The sequence below is a fragment of the Sanguibacteroides sp. AM78-02pH3A genome (assembly GCF_027666085.1).
GTDB lineage: Bacteria > Bacteroidota > Bacteroidia > Bacteroidales > Marinifilaceae > Gabonibacter > Gabonibacter massiliensis.
In genome coordinates this window covers 52873-66875 of the sequence record NZ_JAQEHX010000008.1, presented here as the reverse complement: position 1 = coordinate 66875, position 14003 = coordinate 52873, and the positions used below count along the sequence as shown (strand labels likewise).

The window sequence follows — 14003 nt, the reverse complement described above, 5'->3', positions numbered from 1 at the left end:
TTTTTATATGCGACCGACACCATTTGGTAAGTTTAACAAAGAAAAGGTTCAGATAAATGTCATAATAAAAAATTAATATTCTGAGAGATAAATGGCCTGTTTACGATCGTTTTTTGTTAATTTTGCAGAAGAATAAAAACGAAAAGTATGAAACTATTAATTATAAATGGTCCCAATCTGAATCTTTTGGGTGTCAGAGAAAAATCGATTTACGGGGAGACCTCTTTTGACGCTTATATGGAAGCATTAAGGAGAGAGTATCCGGACGTGGCGATCGGTTATTTTCAATCCAATATAGAGGGGGAATTGATCGATAAATTGCATGAAGCAGGTTTTTCTTATGACGGGATTATATTGAACGCCGGGGCCTATACACATACTTCTATTGCCATAGCGGATGCGATTGCCGCGATCGAGACGCCTGTAATCGAGGTGCATATTTCCAATACGGCCAAACGGGAAGAATTCAGACATAAGTCTTATTTGACTGCGGTTTGTCGAGGGGTGATAACCGGGTTCGGATTGAAATCCTACGAGCTGGCCTTGCGGGCGTTTCTTTAAAAAAGAAAACTTTTCCAATCTTTTTTTGTTTCTTTTCGTAGATATTTTACAGGAGAAACTGAAAATAAAGAGAAGTTTCGATAAGAATTAATGTCGTTTAGTAATCGGTTTATATGAAAAAAACAAAGATTGTAGCAACCATATCGGATAAGAGATGCGATGTGGATTTTTTACAAAATCTGTATCGTGCGGGAATGAACGTGGTTCGTTTGAATACGGCACATCAGAATATAGAGCAGGCTAAAAAAGTGATAGACAACGTGCGTACCGTTTCCGGGGATATCGCTATTTTAGTCGATACCAAGGGGCCGGAAGTGAGAACTACGTTAATAGAGAATCCGTTTCACGTGGAGAAGGGAGAGTGTCTCTTTCTTACCGGAGATATGGATTTAAAGATGGAAGGAAAATTAATCCACGTCTCTTATCCTTATTTTGCGGATGATATTAAGACAGGAGATCGTATCTTGATCGACGACGGGGATGTAGAATTGGTCGTTGTGGAAAAGTATGCACATTATTTGGAGGTAATGGCGACCAACGAGGCCATGATAAAAGATCGGAAAAGTGTGAATGTTCCCGGGGCTAATTTGAAATTGCAATCCTTAAGCGATAAGGACAAGTTGTTTATCAATTTTGCGATAGATAATAATGTGGATTTTATTGCTCATTCCTTTGTACGTAATAAGGAGGACGTGATTGCGGTGCAACAGCTATTGGATGCCCGACAGAGTAAGATAAAGATCATCGCTAAAATTGAAAATCAAGAAGGAGTTGATAATATCGACGAGATTTTGGATTATGCTTATGGGGTGATGGTTGCCCGGGGGGATCTGGGAATTGAAATAGAGGCGGAGAAGATACCTCGTATTCAGCGTTATATTGTCAATAAATGTATTGAAAGTAAGAAACCCGTGATAATAGCCACGCAGATGCTCCATACGATGATAGAGCATCCGAGACCTACCCGGGCTGAAATTAGCGATATCGCAAATGCCATTTATATGGGAACGGATGCGATCATGTTGAGTGGGGAGACCGCTTACGGGGCTTATCCGGTAGAGGCTGTTACCGTAATGCGGAACGTGGCGGAGGAGAACGAATGTTCGGTGGCTCCGGATGCAAGCCGGAGTCTGGTTCGGATTAATAATGAGATCACGGCGGCGTTGGCTCGTGCCGCGGTTAAGACAGCCACCATTTTGCCCGTGAAAGCTATTGTCGTGGATACCTTGTCGGGGCGTACTGCGCGCTATCTTGCGGCTTTCCGGGGGGATTTGCCCGTGTTTGCCCGTTGTTATAACGATCAAGTGATGCGGGAGCTTTCGCTCTCCTTCGGCATCTATCCTTATTTTACCGAAAAACCGATGTCTCGTGATGAATTCATGAATGATTTACCGGCTATGTTGATGAAGAGAGGGATTCGTGCGGACGATTATGTTGTTGTCGTGGGCGGAAGTTTCGGGCATGGCAAGGGGGCTTCTTTTATTGAAGTATGTAAAATCGGAGAGATACATTGATAATTTAGGGTTTGTAATAAAAAAATCCCCGGAAATCCCGGGGATTTTTTTATATCGAATCAAAAGATATTATTTTATCTTCTCTTTGGTTCGCGTGATGTATTTTTCGATATCGCGGAACTCCATGGAAGAGGTGAATTCTTTTTCGATTCTCTCGTACATGGTTAAAGCCGACTTGTAATCGTTTGCTTTTTCAAAAGCGAGTCCTGCCTTCATCAAAATGATGGGAGCAGTCAATTCGTTCGTATCTTCGTTGGCCGCTTTTTTATAGTAATCGGCCGCTTTCTTGTAATCGCCTAACTGCATGTAAGCATCCCCGATATTTGATTTTGCTAACGAATTGAATACAAGATCATCGGATGAGAATTTTTCCAAATATTTGATGGCATTATTGTAATCTCCGTTATAGAGGTAGCATAGTCCGGCATAATAGTTCGCTAAATTACCACTGGGCGTGGAACCGTATTTTTCAATAATATCGAGAAAACCAAGAACATCCCCCTCTCCGTTAAGAGCTAAGTTGAATGAATCCTTTGCAAAGAAATTTTCAGCCATGAACATTTGATTCATTGCCTCTTTGGCGAGAGGTTGCTTGTAGAACTTATGGTATCCCAATACAACACCGATTACAACGATAATCGCAATGATGATTTTGATTAATAAATTCTGATTCTTCTCAATGAATTGTTCCGTTGATATCGTAACTTCTTCAATTTGTTCGAAGCCATCTCCGTGTTTTTGTTTCTCTTTTGACATCGTTATATGTTTTTGTTATATATTACACATCATTCATCGACCTGCAAAAATAGTTTTTTTTTTCATATGCCGAGAGCCTCCGTGAAATTTTGTGCAAAAAATTCTGCTTTCGATAAAATCTATTTTACTTTTCCTTACTTTTGGGGAAAAGTAGGGAGGGGGCGTGAGGCTCTAATCTATAAAATATCAAGATGGAAATAAAAAATTTGGATATTGTTAATTATAAAAATATATCGGAGGCTCAAATCGAATGCTGTTCCGGTTTTAATTGTTTTGTAGGAAACAACGGGGCCGGGAAAACGAATGTGCTGGACGCTATTTATCAATTATCCATGTGTAAAAGTTATTTCAACTTACCGGATGTACAAAATATTCGTCATGGAGAGCCTTTTTTCGTATTGCAAGGCAATTATGAACGGCAAGGCGAGAGGATAGAGGCGTATTGTGGGGTGAAACGGGGTCAAAAAAAAGTGTTTAAGAAAAACAAGAAAGCGTACGATCGTCTGTCCGATCATATCGGGTTGTTGCCGTTGGTAATGGTTTCTCCTGCGGATACGGTTTTAATAGATGGGGGAAGTGAGGAGAGACGCCGTTTTATCGATGGGGTGATTAGCCAGCAAGACAAAGAGTATTTAGCGCATTTGATTCGTTATAACCGGATTTTAGTGCAAAGAAATACGATGCTGAAAGAATATGCCGGGCGGGGAATGGATATGGATATGCTGGCGGTTTGGGATGAGCAGTTGGCCGAAAGCGGAATGTTTATTTTAAAAAAACGCCGCGATTTCGTTTACGAAATGAGTACTGTTTTTCAACATTACTACGATCTGCTTGCTTCAGGAAAAGAGCAAGTTTCGTTAACGTACGCGACAACGATCAAACATGACGATCTGCTTGCTTCCCTGAAAGAGAATTTTGAGCGGGATAGAATATTGACTTATACGACGGTCGGAATACACCGGGATGATCTGGGACTTGAATTGGGAGGATATCCCGTAAAGAAAATGGGATCGCAGGGACAAAAAAAGAGTTTTTTGGTGGCTTTGAAATTTGCTCAGTTCGTTTATTTATCGGCACGAAACGGAATAAAGCCTTTACTCTTGTTAGATGATATATTTGATAAATTGGATACCTTAAGGGTAAGTCGAATCGTGGGGATTGTTTCGGAAAAAACGTTTGGACAAGTGTTTATTACGGATACGAACCGGTTGCATATAGATGAAATCATAAAACAGCACGCCTCGTCTTTTAAGATTTTTGTAGTAGATGAGGGTGTTATAAAAGAGGTGGGTGTGTGATTCTTTGTTTTATCGAATAAAATGGTATTTTTGCAAGTTAGAAAGTCTTGGGTATTTGCATCCGTGTAATCCCTTCGGCTTATAATTAAAAATACGTCGTGAAGCAAGGCAAAACATTGAAGATGGATGAGTTGATGAGACTTTATTTGAAACAGATGGGATTAACTCAACGTTTCAAAGAGAGAGAAGTATGTCAACTTTGGCCGGAGGTGGTAGGGGGAATGATAGCCTCGAAAACAAAAAATTTGCGGATGGTCGATGGCAAGCTTTTTGTTAGCTTCTCCTCGTCTGTCGTAAAGAATGAAATCCTGTTGGTTAAAGAAGGGCTGTTAAAAGCTTTGAATGACCGGGTAGGTGAAGGTGTTGTAAAAGAGTTGATTGTGTCCTGAAAAGGAGTTAAAAGAAGTATAAATGAAATTAATTAATTCGGGAGATTTATTGCCTATGCGCGGATTTAATCCTTTCGGTAATAGTTTGATGGCAAGATTGGTCATGTATATTTTGCGATTGAATAAATTGAATAAACTCTGTTCGAAAGTATACGATGATAATCCTGAAGTTTTTCTTGATAGTTTAATTGATACATTGGGAGTCACGGTTGAGATCAGCGATGAGGATTTGCAGAAGATTCCGGAGGCGGGTCCTTTTGTAACGGTGTCAAACCATCCTTTCGGCGGATTGGACGGGATTATCTTGGTAAAAATATTGAGTAAAATTCGCCCCGATTATAAAGTATTGGCCAATTTTTTGTTAAAAAAGATCGTCCCGATACAGGAATATTTTTTGGGAATGGAACCTCGGGAAGAGCAACGTATGAATGTTAAATCGGGAGGACTGAAAGAGGCTATGCGCCATGTACTGTCGGGCAAGCCTTTAGGAGTTTTCCCTGCCGGGGATGTTTCTTCTTATCAACCGGATTCCAATCACGTGGAGGATCCGGAATGGAATTTGCCCGCGTTAAAGCTGATTAAAATGGCAAAGGTTCCCGTTGTGCCGATCTATTTCAAAGGTTCCAATAGCTTGTTATTTTACCTGCTGGGGTTGATCCATCCGATGCTGCGTAACGTGAAATTGCCCTCTGAATTATTGAATAAAAAAAATCGGGTAGTGAAATTGCGTATCGGGAATCCTATATCGGTAGAAAGTCAGAATTCGTTTCACGATATAGTGCAATACGGTAAGTTTCTGAGAGCAAAGACCTATTTATTAGGATCTTCGTTGGAGGTAAAGAAATTTTTTATAAAATCGCAAAAAGCTATGCCAAAAGCAGAACCGATCGCAGCGGAAATTGAAAATAATGTATTGAAAAAAGAGATAGCCGACATTGCAGAGGATTATCTTTTGTTTACGATGAAGAACTATGACATTTATTGTTCCCCGTCGGTAAAGATTCCTAATGTTTTGAATGAGATCGGTCGTTTGAGGGAAGTGACGTTCCGGGCTGTAGGTGAAGGGACAAATCGTAGTATTGATTTGGACGAGTATGATTTGTATTACTATCACCTGTTTATTTGGGATAAAGAGGAAGAAAAAATCGTGGGTGCGTACCGGGTCGGTAAGGGGAAAGAGATCGTCGATCGTTACGGGATGAAAGGTTTCTATATCAACTCTTTGTTTAAAATGAGAAAAGAGATGTTGCCTGTTCTGTACGAGTCTATCGAGTTGGGACGCTCGTTTATCACGGAAGCATATCAACGTAAGCCTCTTCCTCTATTTATGTTATGGAAAGGCATCCTTTACTTTTTGTTGAAAAATCCGGAATATCGTTATCTGATAGGTCCGGTAACTATTAGCGGGAAATACACGGAAGTATCTAAAGAGCTGATCATGAAATTTATCATGGCTAATCATTATAATTACGATTTGGCGCGTTACGTGCTGCCGCGTTCCAAATACTTGGTGGGTACGAATGAACCCGGAATTCAGGTTATGCTTGATGTGGCTCACAAGGATATTGGCGTGTTGGACAAGATGATCGGAGATATAGAGCCTTCGAGTGACAAATTACCTGTGTTACTGAAAAAATATATCTCGTTGAATGCGAAAATTATAGGATTTAATATTGATCCGAAATTTAATATGTGTTTGGACGGTTTGTTAATTTTAGATATTTTTGACGTTCCAATGAAAACGATCGAATCTTTATCGAAGGAAATTAACGATGAAACTATTCTGACGCGTTTCTCGTCAGATAATGTAGATATTTGAAATAAAAGAAGGCATGTACGATATAATCTATCTTTTTAAAGGTATGTTAGTAGGGTTGATGGTGTCGATCCCCTTGGGACCGATGGGGGTGTTGATTATTCAGAAAACGCTGCATAAAGGGGCTTTGTCCGGTTTTATAGCTGGAATGGGAGCCGCTTCGGCAGACTTTTTTTATGCTTCGGTAGCTGCTTTCGGATTAGGTTATGTGATTAGTACGGTACAAACTCATGAATTGTTATTGCAGATTATCGGGGGAATATTTTTAATCGTTATCGGGTTGAAGATTTATTTCGATAACCCGATCCGTCAGATCAAGCAAAAGCGTAACGGACGGGTGAGTAAGAAAGGCTTATTGGGAGATTATATTTCTCTTTTTTTTCTGACGGTTTCCAATCCGATCACCATTGTCGTGTTTATGGCTGTATTTGCCGGAATGTCGGTGTTCGGGGAGTCTGCCTCTGTTTTAGGTGAATTGTTGGTTGTGGTCGGGGTGTTGTTGGGAGGCGGTGTTTGGTGGTATACGCTTTCGACCTTAGTGAATATTTTCAGAAAGAAATTCCGTTTACGGGTATTGGTGACAATCAACCGGGTTTCGGGTTTAATTATTGCCATTTTGGGAGCTTTGGTTATTCTGGCTGCTTTTCAGCCTTTTAAATCGATGTTGCCGATGTGATCGCTTGCTTATTTCCGTTTGTAAAAATGACGTGAATCTCCCCATGCACCGTACATGACCTGGCAACCGCTTCGACGTATACTGGCTTCGAGATTTCTCATGGACTCATCGGCTCCTTCATGGGTACCGGGTTTATTCTCGTATAATTTGTAAAGTGTTCGGTTGGACGTCGGGGTAATATTGGGCATGACCACGTTCGCTCCGATTTGCATGGCTTTTTCCCTGCCTTCCGGTGCGATGGCCTGTAAAGCCGTGGTCGCCGCTATATTAATATCGGGCATGAGAATGCGCAATAAGGCAATCATATGTAAGGACAGCCTTAAACGTTCCGGTAAGGACAACAATCCGTGGCGATGAGCATAAAGGGGTGTTTCCCGGTGTTCCAGGTAAGGTCCCATGCCTACCATATCGATATCCATGGACTGGAGAAGAAGCAAATCGTTCGCGAGATCTTCCAAGGTCTGAAAAGGTAGTCCGATCATGACTCCCGTACCTGTTTGGTAACCGCATTGCTGCAAATATTCGATGCATTTTAGTCTTGTGGCGTGTGAGTGCAGTGCGTTATTCGGATGAATTTTGGAATAAAGGTTTGGATTCGAGGTCTCGAATCGGAGTAGATAGCGATGAGCTCCGGCGTCGAACCAACGCTGATAGGTTTCCCGACTCTGTTCTCCCAATGATAGCGTAATACCCAATTCGTTGTTACTTCTCTGTTTAATCTCTTTCAGCAAATGTTCAACGCGTCGGACGAACGAGGAATCATTGCGTTCTCCGCCCTGTAGCACGATGGAACCGAATCGGTGAGTATACGCGAAATCAGCGGCTTCCAATATCTCCTGATCGGTAAGTGTATAACGGGCTGTTCCGGTGTTCGATTTTCTGATCCCGCAATAAAAGCAGTCTTTGATGCAGATGTTGGATATCTCTATCAGGCCGCGCAAGTAAACCCCGTTCCCGATATATGTTGTTCTTATTTTTTCGGCTTCGTCGTAAAGATTTTCTTCTTCCTTGCCCGAGCAGGAGAGTCTGTATACCAAATCAGAAATAGCGTATTTTTCCACCGTGCTTTGTTTTTGTTCGATATCGCGAAGGTAAGAAAAAGCCGGGATATAAAATATTTTGCTAAATTTGTTCTCGTAAAGTTTTTCGGATATGGCCAAGAAAATCGTACTGATCCTTTTGGGAGTTTTATTGATGGGATGTATCGTTTGGATCCTGTGGAGGGTAAATGAACGGGAACAAGGTTCGGATGTTCCGAAAGAGGCATTTATTCCCAATAATTCGGCCGTGGTGTTGAATGTTCGCGCCAATGTGAGCTTATCGCCTCGATTGAAAGAAGCGTTTGAGACTGAATGGGCTAACTATCAGAAAAGTATATTTTACAGGAGCATCGATACCTTGCAAAAGTTGAAATTGACGGAAAACACGTCGTGGGTTTTGGCGTTAAGGCGGGAAGGAAAGAAAAGTGTCCGTTTTTTGTATATTTTGAATCGGGTTCCGGCGGCTTCGCGAAGCGAGGTGATTCGTTTTTTGGCGGATTACTACGCGAAATCGGGGCTTAAAGAACGTTCATACGATAAATTTAAGATTTACTCTTTAAGAGATAAGGAGACGGAAGTTTATTTTGCCGTGGTGGGCGGCATGGTTTTATTGTCGGATTCCGAATTATATTTGGAAGACGCGTTGAAACAGATTGGTGAGGATAAAAAAAACGATCCGGAGAGTATACCTGTATATAAAAATATAACCCGTTATTTCTCGGAAACGGCAGGGATGAATATTTTTTTAAATACTTCTTGTTTTTCGGATGTATGGCCCCTGTACATGAGCCGGAATGTTGTTTCTCCTCGTTTGGATCTAACCAAATGGTTCAAATGGGGAGCTTTGGACGGAGAAATTCAATCTGACGGGATCGGTTTTAATGGTTTCATGTATTATGGCGGAATGAAAGCCACGTTCCTGAATGTTTTTAAGGGGCAACAACCGATGGCTTCCCGTATCGAAGGAGTTATTCCTTCCGGCGTGAATGCCGTTACGGTCTTGAACTTAAGCGATACGAGAGCTTATCTGACGGCATTGGAAACGTTTCGTCACAAGGCAGGTATTATTGAACACGCGAGGAAAAGAAAATCGGAGTTCACCCGGCTGTTCGGAGAGGAAGTGGAGGCGAGTTGGAGGGAATTGCTACAGGGAGAGTTTGCCAAAGGCGTATTTTCCTATGATCCGGAAAACAAGGAAGAAGAAGGCTTCGTGATGGTATATTTGAAGTCCGGCAGTTTGGGACGGGCTTTATTGAAAAATATGCTTGGGAACTATGCCGTTAAGGTTAATATAAATGAAGCTTCTCTCGAGAGAACGACCGCTTTGGATCAGGAGAAAAAAGTAGCGTATTATAAAATGCCCGTGACGGATTTTGCCGGGGTATTGTGGGGATATATATGGGATGGTGTACCTTCTCGCTTTGCCATGATTCAGGATAATTATTTGATATTGGCTTCTTCCGAATCGGTCATACGACGCTTTGCAGAGAACTATATGCGACGTCTGAATGTTCAGGATATGGATTGGTACAAAAAGACCCGGGTGAAGATGTCTGCCAAATACAACTGGATGTATCTGGCGGAAACGGGAAGTATGTATCCTTTCTATCGGGATATGGCGAATGATGGCTTGAAAGATTTTCTGACTCAAAATAAAGAACGTTTAGATGTGTTTTCTTCGTTCGGTTTACAGTGGATCAGTGAAGACGAGATGTTGTATCAAAGCGTTTTCCTGAATACGGAAAAAGTCGAGCAGCCGCCGGCACAAGTCGTTTGGCAAACGAAATTAGACGCTAAACTCACGATGAAACCTGTGGTTGTCGTTAATCATAATAATGGGGAGAGGGAATTGTTTGTACAAGATGACTCCCGTACCGTCTATTTGATTAACGATATGGGAAGGATTCTATGGAAACTGCCGATAGACGGAAAGATTAATAGTGAGGTGTATCAAGTTGATTTTTATAAAAACGGGAAATTGCAATATCTTTTCTCTACCTCCGAAAAACTTTACCTGATCGATCGGAATGGAAATTATTTACCTCGTTATCCTCTGGCATTTAAGAGTTCATGCCCTTCCGGTATAACGGTTTATGATTACGATAACGACCGAAATTATCGGGTGTTCGCTCCCTGTGCAGACCGGAAAATATATTTGTATGAGTTATCCGGAGATCTCGTTGAGGGGTGGAGTCAGCCTCAAAGTGATAACGATCCGGTTTCTAAAGTATACTATTTCAGAGTTGCGGATAAAGATTATATCGTGTTTGCCGATCGATATAGAATCTATATTTTGGATCGAAGAGGACGGGAACGGGTAAAGGTGCAAACTTTATACGATCTGCTTCAGGGAACGGTGATTTACTTGACGGGAAAGGAGCAGAATGAATCTTTGGTTTTTGGAAGTGCCGGAGGCGAATTGCAGTTTGTTGATTTTAATGGAGCATCCCGGTCGTTGAAACCGGATAAAATTACGGCCGGCTATTTGTTTAATGTAGCCGATACGGATGGAGACGGAAATGATGATTTCATATTTTCGAACGGAGAGCATGTATACGTGTATGACCGGAACGGTAAGGTGTTATGGGAAACAGGAGTGAAAGAGGGACGGTTGGGCTTTCCTTACGTGTATCGTTTTTCAGCCCGTGATACGCGTGTGGGAACATTGGATGAATCTCATTCAGAATTGTATTTGTTGGACAAAGGGAGTCCGTCGAACGGTTTTCCGATTACCGGGACGTCTGCTTTTTCTATCGTATTTCAAAATACCGGAAAGGTAGGTTTTTACCTCTATGTAGGAAGCGAGAAAGATAGTTTATTAAAATACCGATTTATAAGATAATATTTTTAACATCTTTGATATTTCTTTTGATTTTATACTTATATTTGTTTTCTAAGAAGTATAAGTATAATAATAACTGTAATTTATGACAAAAGTGTGTGTGTGGAAACACTACCTGATAATCGGATTATTGGGTATGTGTATTATTTCTTGTGGCGATTCGGAGCTTTTTAACTCGGACAAAATGACCGAATCTATCGGATGGGAGCCTGATTTTATACTGCCGGTAGGACATGGGAATTATACCATGTGGGATTTATTGAATCCTTATGATCCGGAAGAGTCGATGATCGAACGTGATAACCGGATTATCATTAATTACGAAGAAAAAGAGATCGTGCGTTTGGAAGCGAAAGATTTCTGGGATATGCCGGAACAACAAATTTCGTTGAACACAAATCTTATTTTATCTTTAACTCCAATTACCGGGAATTTACCCGGGGATATTCATATCCCCGGTCAGGGGGGTGAGGCCCATTTTGATTTCGGAGAAATCGGAAAACTCTCCTTTCTTTCGGCCAAGGTAAGGTTTTCCGGGGAGCTTCCGGCTTGTTCCTTTAGTTATGTCGTAACGTTGACCCTGCCCGACGTGAAAGATGAGGCAGGTAATCCTTTTAGGATGGAACGGGTTGTAAACACGAATCAAGCGGGTATCTTTTTCGAAGATCGGGAGTTGGAGTTCGATATGAGTGAGGAGAGCGACCGGATTCGTTATCGGATCGACTTTTTTATTCCGAAAGATCAAGAGGTTGAAATAGCGGCCGGGGAGTCCTTGAAGTTGGAATTTTTATTATCTGACGTCGTGTTCCATAAGGTTATCGGGCAGATAAATCCTCCGATGATCCCTATTGATCCGGGATGTTTTGAAATGAATATCGATTTTTGGAATGATATAACGGGTGATTTTTATTTTGCGGATCCCTCGTTGAAATTGATTTTGAAGAGCCGGGGAATTGATATCCCGATTAAACTGGATCCTGCTTTTATAGCTTATAAAGAAGGAGAAACAAGACACTTCACGGGAGGACCGCTTCTCTTCGATACGTTTGATGAGACGGGCGAAACGGTAAACGAAAAGGGGTATACGAAGGATAATTCCAATGTGGACGAATTACTTTCCCTACCGCCTAAAGATTCCGTTGCGTATAGCGGTAATATAATAATTAATGAAGGAGGGGTACAAACAGCGTGTGTCATTGAGGAAAACGCGGAACTATCGGCCGATGTGAAAGTGGAGATTCCGCTTTACTTTAGCGCCGAGAATCTTACTTTCCGGGATACCATTAAAGATATAGATTTGGATAATCCGGACCAGATTAAAAAGATGGCCTTGATTTTAAGGGCCAAGAACGGTACTCCTTTGAAAATCGGGGTAAAGGAGTTCTTGATGGTGGATGAGAATTTTCAGGAGGTAGACCGGATCAATGCGGATGAATTGATCGATGTGCCGGAGATCGATGCCGACGGTAATGTCATTGCCGTAAAGGAGGGGGAACATATCGTGGAGCTGTCCGAGACCAATATAGATAATTTGGAACGAACGAAACATCTGATATTGATCGCCAGCATGATGACAGCCGGTGACGGACAAATTCCGGTAGAAGTGAAAGCGGACGCCAAACTTGAATTGAAAGTGTTAGTGAAGGTCAAACTCGGTATCAAGTAAGATTAAAATGTATCCAAAATGAAAAAAATAATTACTATTATATCTTTTTTTCTTGTCCTCTTTCCTTGTTTCGTGATGGCTCAGGACGGGAACAATACGCTTTATTTTTTATCCAATTCTCCTCAACGGGTGAAATTGAACCCGGCTTATCAACCGGAGTATAAAACTTACGTGGGAATACCCGGACTAAGCGGTATTTCTTTGAATTTCAGCAATGCCTTTAAGGTTGACGACCTGTTAAGATGGGGAACGGGAGACAAGGCGGATTCCGTAATCTACGACGTGAACCGTTTGCATAAGGCTTTGCGGGAGAAGAATTCCCTCGTTTTGAACACGGAAGTACCTATTTTAGCCATCGGTTTTCGAATTAATTCCTGGTATGCAACTTTCGATATCACCCAAAAGAATGATATTGTCTTTAGTTTTAATAAAGATATTATCACTTTCTTCAAGGAAGGTAATGCGAATTATCTTGGTCAGACGTTTGACTGGGGTGGTTTGGGGTTAAAAGTAACGGCATACAATGAAATAGGTTTCGGATTATCCAAGAGAGTAAATGACCGGTTGACCGTCGGAGGACGTTTTAAGGTTTTATTCGGAATTGCCAATGCCGATATGACCGATTCGAAGATGGGGGTTTACTCTTCGCCGGACGGAGATACGGTCCGACTCTCTTCCCGTCAGAATATTCGCGTCTCGGCTCCGATAAAGTACACGAAAGACGGGGAGTACGTGGAGTGGGATAATATTGAGTTTGATGAGGATGCCGTCGATGCCAAATTTCTTATCGGAACAGGTAATCTGGGATTTGGCGTGGATTTGGGTGCTCAGTATAAATTGCTGGACAAGCTGACCCTGTATGCGAGTGTGTTGGATTTAGGTTTTATCCGTTGGGAAGAGAATACTTATAATTTCAAACAAAACACAAGTTTTGATTGGACAGGGGCCGATCTTTCCAATAGTCTTAATAAGGATGATCCGAATTATAAGGATTTCGGCGATGCCTTTGAGGAGATGACCGATTCATTGGAAAATCGTTTCCGGTTAACGGATAAGCAGGCGGCCTATACTACGATGCTGAACGCGAAAATATACGCGGGTGCAACTTATCAGTTGAAAGAGTGGGTTAATTTCGGTGGTCTCTTAAAAGCCTCGGTCATGGATGGACGTTTCTTTCCCGCGATAACCTTGTCCGCTAATTTACGCCCGATTCGGAATATCGGCGCTTCGGTATCTTATTCTATGATAAATGGAGATTTTGCTAATGTGGGAGCGGCATTAACGGCTAAATTCGGTCCGTTCCAGTTTTTCGTGGTGACGGATAATGTCTTGGCGGCCAATTATACGAGTACTCGGACGGCGAGTGCGCGATTCGGCTTTAATCTGCTTTTCGGACATTACCAGAGAAGATGAAATAAAAAAAAGCCCGCCAAACAGGCGGGCTT

Annotated in this window: 11 protein-coding genes; 9 read left to right on the top strand and 2 right to left on the bottom strand. The window is 41.7% G+C overall.

Translation table 11 applies throughout. The annotated features are described in order from the left end of the window. The first annotated feature begins 147 nt into the window (after positions 1-147). Both aroQ and pyk read left to right on the top strand, forming a co-directional pair. Entirely contained in the window at positions 148-561 is a 414-nt protein-coding gene (aroQ, locus tag PGR74_RS11565; protein ID WP_041502283.1) for a type II 3-dehydroquinate dehydratase, read from the top strand. 113 nt (positions 562-674) lie between these two features. Further along, the gene (gene pyk, locus PGR74_RS11560; RefSeq protein WP_041504813.1) at positions 675-2075 is read left to right on the top strand and encodes a pyruvate kinase; all 1401 of its coding nucleotides are present in this window, start codon (positions 675-677) and stop codon (positions 2073-2075) included. Between the two features lie 69 nt (positions 2076-2144). Here pyk and PGR74_RS11555 read toward each other — a convergent pair whose 3' ends face one another. Further along, on the bottom strand, positions 2145-2831 hold the full coding sequence (locus PGR74_RS11555) for a tetratricopeptide repeat protein (protein ID WP_041502281.1): 687 nt from the start codon (positions 2829-2831) through the stop codon (positions 2145-2147). Between the two features lie 191 nt (positions 2832-3022). On the opposite strand from PGR74_RS11555, the gene recF reads away from it, so the two are divergent. The 4 genes from recF (at position 3023) to PGR74_RS11535 (ending at position 7010) form a co-directional block, all read left to right on the top strand. After that, complete coding sequence (recF, locus tag PGR74_RS11550) at positions 3023-4129, top strand: DNA replication/repair protein RecF (protein ID WP_041504814.1); 1107 nt, start codon at positions 3023-3025, stop codon at positions 4127-4129. A gap of 98 nt (positions 4130-4227) precedes the next feature. Next, positions 4228-4518: a DUF721 domain-containing protein gene (locus PGR74_RS11545; RefSeq protein ID WP_236684935.1), complete on the top strand. Its 291-nt coding sequence runs from the start codon at positions 4228-4230 to the stop codon at positions 4516-4518. Between the two features lie 22 nt (positions 4519-4540). Then, positions 4541-6337 carry a lysophospholipid acyltransferase family protein gene (locus PGR74_RS11540; RefSeq protein ID WP_041504815.1) on the top strand — a complete coding sequence of 599 codons (1797 nt, stop codon included), beginning with the start codon at positions 4541-4543 and terminating at the stop codon, positions 6335-6337. Positions 6338-6350: 13 nt separating this feature from the next. After that, entirely contained in the window at positions 6351-7010 is a 660-nt protein-coding gene (locus tag PGR74_RS11535; RefSeq protein ID WP_041502277.1) for a LysE family translocator, read from the top strand. A gap of 8 nt (positions 7011-7018) precedes the next feature. Here PGR74_RS11535 and hydE read toward each other — a convergent pair whose 3' ends face one another. Next, complete coding sequence (hydE, locus tag PGR74_RS11530) at positions 7019-8071, bottom strand: [FeFe] hydrogenase H-cluster radical SAM maturase HydE (RefSeq protein ID WP_041502486.1); 1053 nt, start codon at positions 8069-8071, stop codon at positions 7019-7021. Positions 8072-8162: 91 nt separating this feature from the next. Between hydE and PGR74_RS11525 the strand changes: the two genes are divergently transcribed. From PGR74_RS11525 to PGR74_RS11515, 3 genes are all read left to right on the top strand, one after another. Then, positions 8163-10892, top strand: a complete 2730-nt coding sequence (locus tag PGR74_RS11525; RefSeq protein ID WP_270517202.1) for a WD40 repeat domain-containing protein — start codon at positions 8163-8165, stop codon at positions 10890-10892. 85 nt (positions 10893-10977) lie between these two features. After that, the gene (locus PGR74_RS11520; protein ID WP_041504817.1) at positions 10978-12558 is read left to right on the top strand and encodes a hypothetical protein; all 1581 of its coding nucleotides are present in this window, start codon (positions 10978-10980) and stop codon (positions 12556-12558) included. A gap of 18 nt (positions 12559-12576) precedes the next feature. Then, positions 12577-13971 (top strand): DUF5723 family protein, encoded by a 1395-nt coding sequence (locus PGR74_RS11515; protein ID WP_041502274.1) that lies wholly within the window; start codon positions 12577-12579, stop codon positions 13969-13971. The last annotated feature ends 32 nt before the right edge of the window (positions 13972-14003 follow it).

Excerpts from the sequence above, each read along its gene's own strand:
- aroQ (WP_041502283.1), top strand. The coding sequence starts at position 148 with ATGAAACTATTAATTATAAATGGTCCCAATCTGAATCTTTTGGGTGTC.
- pyk (WP_041504813.1), top strand. The coding sequence starts at position 675 with ATGAAAAAAACAAAGATTGTAGCAACCATATCGGATAAGAGATGCGAT.
- PGR74_RS11555 (WP_041502281.1), bottom strand. The coding sequence starts at position 2,831 with ATGTCAAAAGAGAAACAAAAACACGGAGATGGCTTCGAACAAATTGAA.
- recF (WP_041504814.1), top strand. The coding sequence starts at position 3,023 with ATGGAAATAAAAAATTTGGATATTGTTAATTATAAAAATATATCGGAG.
- PGR74_RS11540 (WP_041504815.1), top strand. The coding sequence starts at position 4,541 with ATGAAATTAATTAATTCGGGAGATTTATTGCCTATGCGCGGATTTAAT.
- PGR74_RS11535 (WP_041502277.1), top strand. The coding sequence starts at position 6,351 with ATGTACGATATAATCTATCTTTTTAAAGGTATGTTAGTAGGGTTGATG.
- PGR74_RS11525 (WP_270517202.1), top strand. The coding sequence starts at position 8,163 with ATGGCCAAGAAAATCGTACTGATCCTTTTGGGAGTTTTATTGATGGGA.
- PGR74_RS11520 (WP_041504817.1), top strand. The coding sequence starts at position 10,978 with ATGACAAAAGTGTGTGTGTGGAAACACTACCTGATAATCGGATTATTG.
- PGR74_RS11515 (WP_041502274.1), top strand. The coding sequence starts at position 12,577 with ATGAAAAAAATAATTACTATTATATCTTTTTTTCTTGTCCTCTTTCCT.